The sequence below is a fragment of the Lyngbya sp. CCY1209 genome, assembly GCF_035615495.1.
Classification (GTDB): Bacteria; Cyanobacteriota; Cyanobacteriia; order Cyanobacteriales; family Microcoleaceae; genus Limnospira.
In genome coordinates, this window is sequence record NZ_JAJENU010000430.1 from 1 (window position 1) to 6,923 (window position 6,923).

Here is a 6,923-nt window from a genome sequence, read left to right on the forward strand (position 1 = left end):
TTGCCATCACAGCCTGGGTTTCAGCCGCCTAACCCACCCTACACGAAAGCACATTTTTAGCCGTGTCGGTCCACTACAGGACTTTAGACCGATCGCACCCCAAAGCTCTACCCCCAGGCCCGATCGCCCCGGGACCTCCAAAAAGCCAGATGACATCGGGGAGTTTCCCATTAAAATATGTAGTACGGAAATTACAGAAACAGGTTTTGAGGCTTTGATTCAGGCAGAAACCCTAGAACTACTGGAATGGCAGCGGTTGTGCCGCCACCTGTCCACCTTCACGGCGACGAAATTGGGCGCCGTCGCGGCGCGGCAACTTCAGATTCCGGCGAACCGGGACGAGACGCTGAACCTGTTGGCACAGACGAAAGAAGCCTACCAACTCGAACTCAACCTCGTCGGCGGGCTCTCCCTCGACGGCATCCAAGACATCGGCGGTTCCCTGGAACGGGCCGATCGCCAGGGTATACTGTTCGGCGAAGAACTTCTCGCCATCGCCACCACCCTCTCCGGCGCCCGACAACTGCGGCGCGTCATCGACGACCAGCCCGACGTCCCGGTTTTGGGCGCCCTCGTCTCCGAACTGCGGACCTATCCCGAACTCGAACAGGAGATCCACCGCTGCATCGACGAACGGGGGGACGTCACCGATCGCGCCAGCGTCAAAATGGGGGAAATCCGCTCCAGGCTGCGATCCGGACGCGATCGCATCTACCAGATCCTCCAGGGGATTTTACAGCGCAAAGCCCAGGCCGTCCAGCAACAGATCGTCACCCAGCGGGACGGGCGCTTCGTCATCCCCGTCAAGGCGCCCCAAAAAGACGCCATCCCCGGCATCGTCCACGACGCCTCCACCACCGGCGCCACCGTCTACGTCGAGCCCCAGGCGATTGTGCCTTTAAATAACCAACTGCGGCAAGTCCTGCGCCAGGAACAGGCCGAAGCCGAGGCCATCCGCCGCGCCCTCAGCGAACAGGTCGCCGCCGTCAAACCCGACCTGGAGCGACTTTTGGCGATCGCCACCGCCATCGATCTGGCCCTCGCCAAAGCCAGATATAGCCTCTGGTTGGAAGCCAACCCCCCCACCTTCATCGAGGGCGACGCGGCCCAGGATTCCATCACCCTGCGACAACTGCGGCACCCCCTCCTCGTGTGGCAGCAGCAGCACGAACAGGGCCCGGAAGTCGTCCCCATCGACATCGCCATCCACCCCCAAATCCGGGTCGTCGCCATCACCGGACCCAACACCGGCGGCAAAACCGTCACCCTGAAAACCATCGGACTGGCCGCCATGATGGCGAAAGTGGGGCTGTTCGTCCCGGCCCGGGAACCCGTGGAACTGCCCTGGTTCGAGCAGGTTTTGGCCGACATCGGCGACGAACAATCCATCGAACAGAGTCTGTCCACCTTCTCCGGCCACATCCGGCGCATCGGGCGCATTTTGGAGGGCCTCGGCGAACCCCGGGAGGGCCACCTTTCCCCCTCCCTGGTGCTTTTGGACGAAATCGGCGCGGGCACCGACCCCACCGAAGGAACCGCCCTCGCGATCGCACTTCTGCACACATTGGCCGATCGCGCCCGCCTCACCGTGGCCACCACCCACTTCGGCGAACTCAAGGCCCTCAAATACCAGGACCCCCGGTTTGAAAACGCCTCGGTGGAATTCGACGAAGGCTCCATGCAACCCACCTATCGCCTGCTGTGGGGCATTCCCGGCCGTTCCAACGCCCTCACCATTGCCGAACGCCTGGGACTCGATCGCGAAATTGTCCAACGGGCCGCGTCCTACGTCGGGGGCGAGTCGGAAGACGTCAACCAGGTGATCGCCGGGTTGGAGGCCCAGCGACGCCAGCAGGAAACAAAAGCGATCGCCGCCGGCCAACTTTTGCAGGAAACCGAACGGCTGCACGGGGAACTCGCGGAACGGGCGATGTCCCTCCAGGAACGGGAACGGCGGTTGAAACAGGACCAGGAACGGGCGATCCAAGAAACATTGATGGAGGCCAAAGGCGAGATCGCCAAAGTGATCCGGCGCCTGCAACAGGGCAAACCCAAAGCCCAGGACGCCCAGAAAGCCACCGACAACCTAAATGCGATCGCCGAAAAATACCTGCCCTCGCGACAGTCCGCCCCGCCTCCGAAGCCTTCATTCATGCCGAAAGTGGGCGATCGTATCCGCATTCCTAAAATCGGCCAAACGGCTGAAGTCCTCAGCGGTCCGGACGAAAACAACCAACTCGCCGTCCGGTTCGGGATCATGAAAATGACCGTCGGACTGACGGAAATCGAATCCCTCGACGGCCAAAAAGTCGAACCCCCACCGCCTCGACAAAAAACCCCCCAAGTCGAACAGGCGCCCCCCAAACGCCCCATCGTCCGCACCTCGAAAAATACAATCGATCTGCGGGGCAAACGGGTTTCGGAAGGCGAAATCGAACTCGATCGCTTCCTGGGACAAATGGTCGATTTTGGCGCGATCTGGATCATCCACGGCAAGGGCACCGGCCAACTGCGGCAGGGCATCCACGAGTTTCTCAAGCACCATCCCCAGATAGAACGGTTTGAATTAGCCGAACAAAAAGAGGGCGGCGCGGGTGTTACGGTGGCGTATTTGAAATGAGGGTGTAGGGTGTAGGGTGTAGGGTGTAGGGTGTAGGGTGTAGGGTTGGGTTTATTGGGTTGAGAAAAAAGGGGATTGAGGGATGGGAGAGTTCATAAAATCTTACCGAGATTTGCGGGCATGGCAAGAAGGGATGAATTTAGCCGAAGCTTGTTATCGAATTACGCAAACGTTTCCGAGAGAAGAACTCTATGGAATAATCAGCCAAATTCGTATTGGCAATCAATTCCCGAGGGCGCAAGCCAGGGGCCCCTACAAGCAAAAATCATCGGTCGATGATTGGGAAGTTTGTATGGCAACCGCAAAAGTGATGAAAATACCGCAGATCAGAATCGAGTCCACTTGAGTGGACTTTTGCTATCAGCCTTGAAATTCATTTCAAGGCGGGTGAGTTCGGAGGCGACAGTTTAAACATCCAGACCGCTTGGGAATCAATTCCCTTTTCTTATAGCAAAAATCCTCTTAAGAGGATTGGGGAGATTATGCGGGCAAATAACTGGATCTGATATTATCTCATACCTGTATTCTCCCCACACCCTACACCCTACACCCTACACCCTTACCCAATGTTCGATCGCATTCCTCCTCACTGGCGGGATCTGAAGCCAGAATCAGACCTAACCCCGAAACAACTCGATCGCATCGCCTTGGAGTTAACATTAAATGTGTTGGCGTTGGAAGCCTTGGCGGGGGTGACGTCCGATACCCTCCTCCGCACGGCGAAAACCTTGAATTTAGAAACCGAAATTGCCGAACAGTGGCAAGCCAAAACGCCGACAATTGAAGGGGTGCGGTCGCTGGTTTTGATCGTCTGTCATTTGGCAAAACACCACCAGGCCCTACTCCGCCGCGCGATCGCCCTCGTCGAACAAATGGAAGCGCAAAATGACGATTTGCGGCAAATTTCTCTATTGCGGGACTATCTCGACACCTTTATCAAAGGCTATCGGGAACGCTTCCCCCGTACTTCGCCCATACCCGAGGAGGAGTTGACCCCCTTCGCCCTAAAATTGCTGATCGATCTATTATTTTATAGCGGCCCCGACGGTTCCCACCGCTGTTGGTCGGCCCTGTTGGAGCGATCGCAAACGGGCGATCGCAGCTAAAATCGCTCATAGTCAGATCCGGTGATTGACCGGGCAGACTCCCGACAGAGAGGGAATAGGCAAGAGGCAACCTTATAGGATTGTCCGGCAGCAGTTGAGGAAGGAGGCAATTAGTTAGGTCAGGAGGGCAGGCACGGAGGCACTGCCCCCACAATGGTTCAATTTCCCACACCCCACACCCCAATTCTGAGTCGCCATGCTGACAACCCGACAGTATACCCCCCCGACCTGCACATTAGAACTGATCGCCAACCAGCCCTTGTGGACCCGGTGGCGAAAAGCCCGGGTTTGGCAGAATTTTCGGTTCAAACTCTCCTTCGACGATCCCCGACTGTCCGAGGATCGATATGTCAGCATCGAGGGCGATCGCACCCACCTGCAAAACCTCCACCAAACCCTCTCCGGCTACATCCGCGATTTTCTCACCGCCTCCCCCCTCTCCGCCATTCCCGACGCCTCCGAAGCCGCGACGGGGGATTCGGAATCCGCCCCCTCCCACGCCCAGGATAACGGCGGCACCTTCAGGCCCTGTTCCGACTTTTCTATCAAACCGGACGGACTCCTCCACCACGACCTATTTTTGGGGGAATTGGCGCCGGACCCCGGCGAGTCCGTGGTGCATTTGAGTGTATTGCAACTGTTCGATCTGGCGATCGCCCTCAACGACTGTTTCGCGGACGTCGAGCCCTTGCCGGCGGACAAACCCCGGCCCCGCACCTCCCCGGCTTGGCTAAAGACGGCCCTCACCATCGCCGTGACGGTGGGACTGTTCAGCGGCATCATCCACCTGGGCAATTATTACCGCCGCGATCGCACCCTCACCGCAACCCAGGAACCCGAGACGGAAGCCCCTCCCCTGCCGCCGCCCCAACTGGTGCCCCCGCCGCCCCCGATTTTTGAACCCACGGAACCGCAGCCCCCGCCCGAGTTGGATCTGAAAGTGGCGCCCGATCTCCCCGCCGTCGATACCGCACCTTTGGCGGTGCCCCCGCCCCTGTTTACCGAGTCGCCCCCGCCCCCTGAACTGATGCCCGGTGTCATGCAGGGGACGGATGGGGCGATCGTGATTCCCACCGAACCCGTGCAACCGGCGCCGCCCCCCGTGGCTTCCGCCCCGCCGCCTCCGCCACCCGTCGCCGCCGCCCCCCCGACTCCTCCGGTAAATATCGGGTTAGCACCGGGGGCGATCGAACTTCCGACGTTGGAAAATGCCGAACCGTCTGTTACCGTAGCCGTTCCCCCGCCGGAAACGAATGTCGATGATGGGGATACTCCGGAGGCATCTGAAGAGTCGCAAGTTTTGGCACAAATGAATAAGCGTCCGAGAGCGATCGCCTCGAATCGCTCTCAGGAACTCACCCTATTTGATGAGATTCCCCAGGTGGCGGAAGTGCGGAATTATTTCCGTCAAAATTGGTATCCGCCCAAGAATATCAGCAAAATTTTGCAGTACAGTTTTTTACTCAATTCCGACGGTTCGATTCAGAGCATCACCCCCATCGGACAGGCATCCGTCAATTGGTTGGAACAGATCGATTTTCCCCCGCCAGAAACGCCGTTCGTTTCCCCGACGGAGGAGGGTGAAACGCCCAAAATTCGGGTGGTATTGGAGCCGAGCGGACGAGTTCAAGCCTTCTTGGAAGGGGGTGGGAAATAGGGGGCTAAAGCCCAACAACGGTTGGTGTCAGTTGTCGCAGTAATTGGGGCGATCGGTTTGCGATCGGTTTGCGATCGGTTTGCGATCGCCCCTCAAATATGACGACCCAATCTTAACAATCAAAATTGTCTTAAAAGTCGCTCTGAAAAATCAATAATTGTGCATTTCTATCTGAGAGTAAAATCTCAACTATGAAAGTCAAAGAGGTGATCAAAATTCTAGAAAATGATGGATGGTATCAAGTACGGACGCGGGGAAGTCATCGACAATTTCACCATTCAACTAAGTCCGGTACAGTTACCGTTTCTGGAAAACTAAACGTCGATATGCCGCCCGGAACCCTCAACAGTGTCTTAAAACAAGCAGGATTAAAGTGAAGGAGTCTAGCGATGAAAAATCAACAATTAAACTATACTATTATTATTGAAAAAGGAACTTCCAGTTATGGAGCTTATGTCCCCGATTTGCCCGGATGTGTTGCAGTGGGAGAAACTAAAGAAGAAGCCTTACAATTAATTCAAGAGGCGATTCTATTCCATCTGGAAGATTTACAAAGCAGTGGTCAACCCATTCCCGAGCCAATCTCAACCAGTGAAACTGTGAGTTTTTCTATTGCCAACATCAAGAGTTAAACATTGGCTTACCCATTAATTCATCGATCCGACTTGTAGATTCTTGAGTATCATATCGGCACGGGGAGCAAATCCATCTCCCATATCTCCGGGAAAAACCACGGTAACGCGGAAAACCTGTCCTTCCGATTCACCCAGATGCACGCTACCTAAAAGATTTTTTTCGGAATCATAAAATTGAATATTCTTTGTCTCCCAAGAATACGAAGGTGAATTGTTGAATTCTCGTTGTTGCCAGCCGTTACTTGCCAACAGTCCCCGATCGCCGGTCACTCCCATTTCTAACTCCTCGAAGGTTGTGTCTGCGGGGGGAACAAATACATGAACTTGAGCTTCAAGCAACTCAAAAAACACCCCACATCCCTCATGACTACAGGCACTATTGACACTGAGATTCTCGGGATAATATGTTACCACGGGAATCTGGTCTTCCTGATAAAGCTTGAGGGTCATTTCTTGCGGTTCTCCCTCAACAAAAATGGTTTCTGTCTTCCGTTCGGGTAAATTCTGGGATAAATTGCTCGCCAACGGAGTGTCAGCAGAACTGGCTACAAGGTTCCCTGAGTCGGGTTTGGAGGCTTCCGGAGCCGTACACCCCACGATCAATAATAGCACTGTCATCCACAGGCGATCGCTCGCAAATCTCATCTACATGACTCCCTTTTCAACATTCAAGATTAGTCTAACGCGATCGTCTATTTACTGTGTTAGTTCAGTCGTGGACTGATACACCTTAAACGGTGGGTTACGGCGGATTGCTATATTGCATTCACAGCATAGGTTTCAGCCGCCTAACCCACCCTACACGAAAGCACATTTTTAGCCGTGTCGGTCCAGTAGGGTGGGTTAGGCGCGGCCGTAATTTTTCGGAAAAACCCACAACTTTTCATCCGCGCCGTAACCCACCA

The 6,923-nt window shown here is 55.6% G+C and carries 7 protein-coding genes; 6 read left to right on the forward strand and 1 reads right to left on the reverse strand.

The window, feature by feature from the left end; genetic code table 11:
* Positions 1-214 precede the first annotated feature (214 nt).
* The 6 genes from LKE08_RS13060 to LKE08_RS13080 all read left to right on the forward strand — a co-directional run bounded on the left by LKE08_RS13060 (position 215) and on the right by LKE08_RS13080 (position 6,015).
* Complete coding sequence (locus LKE08_RS13060) at positions 215-2,620, forward strand: endonuclease MutS2 (RefSeq protein ID WP_324704669.1); 2,406 nt, start codon at positions 215-217, stop codon at positions 2,618-2,620.
* Between the two features lie 82 nt (positions 2,621-2,702).
* Positions 2,703-2,966, forward strand: coding sequence for a four helix bundle protein (locus LKE08_RS29295; RefSeq protein WP_375341426.1), 264 nt, complete (start codon positions 2,703-2,705; stop codon positions 2,964-2,966).
* A 220-nt stretch (positions 2,967-3,186) separates the two neighbouring features.
* Positions 3,187-3,726 (forward strand): DUF3038 domain-containing protein, encoded by a 540-nt coding sequence (locus LKE08_RS13065; RefSeq protein WP_324704670.1) that lies wholly within the window; start codon positions 3,187-3,189, stop codon positions 3,724-3,726.
* A 196-nt stretch (positions 3,727-3,922) separates the two neighbouring features.
* Positions 3,923-5,383, forward strand: coding sequence for a DUF4335 domain-containing protein (locus LKE08_RS13070; protein WP_324704671.1), 1,461 nt, complete (start codon positions 3,923-3,925; stop codon positions 5,381-5,383).
* Positions 5,384-5,574: 191 nt separating this feature from the next.
* The gene (locus LKE08_RS13075; protein WP_324704672.1) at positions 5,575-5,760 is read left to right on the forward strand and encodes a type II toxin-antitoxin system HicA family toxin; all 186 of its coding nucleotides are present in this window, start codon (positions 5,575-5,577) and stop codon (positions 5,758-5,760) included.
* Between the two features lie 12 nt (positions 5,761-5,772).
* A complete protein-coding gene (locus tag LKE08_RS13080; protein ID WP_324704673.1) occupies positions 5,773-6,015 on the forward strand; it encodes a type II toxin-antitoxin system HicB family antitoxin in 243 nt (80 codons plus the stop codon).
* Positions 6,016-6,030: 15 nt separating this feature from the next.
* Here the strand turns inward: LKE08_RS13080 and LKE08_RS13085 are convergent, their stop codons facing one another.
* On the reverse strand, positions 6,031-6,663 hold the full coding sequence (locus LKE08_RS13085) for a hypothetical protein (protein WP_324704674.1): 633 nt from the start codon (positions 6,661-6,663) through the stop codon (positions 6,031-6,033).
* Positions 6,664-6,923 lie beyond the last annotated feature (260 nt).

Coding starts and splice junctions, on each gene's coding strand:
- LKE08_RS29295 (WP_375341426.1), top strand. CDS start 2,703: ATGGGAGAGTTCATAAAATCTTACCGAGATTTGCGGGCATGGCAAGAA.
- LKE08_RS13065 (WP_324704670.1), top strand. CDS start 3,187: ATGTTCGATCGCATTCCTCCTCACTGGCGGGATCTGAAGCCAGAATCA.
- LKE08_RS13070 (WP_324704671.1), top strand. CDS start 3,923: ATGCTGACAACCCGACAGTATACCCCCCCGACCTGCACATTAGAACTG.
- LKE08_RS13075 (WP_324704672.1), top strand. CDS start 5,575: ATGAAAGTCAAAGAGGTGATCAAAATTCTAGAAAATGATGGATGGTAT.
- LKE08_RS13080 (WP_324704673.1), top strand. CDS start 5,773: ATGAAAAATCAACAATTAAACTATACTATTATTATTGAAAAAGGAACT.
- LKE08_RS13085 (WP_324704674.1), bottom strand. CDS start 6,663: ATGAGATTTGCGAGCGATCGCCTGTGGATGACAGTGCTATTATTGATC.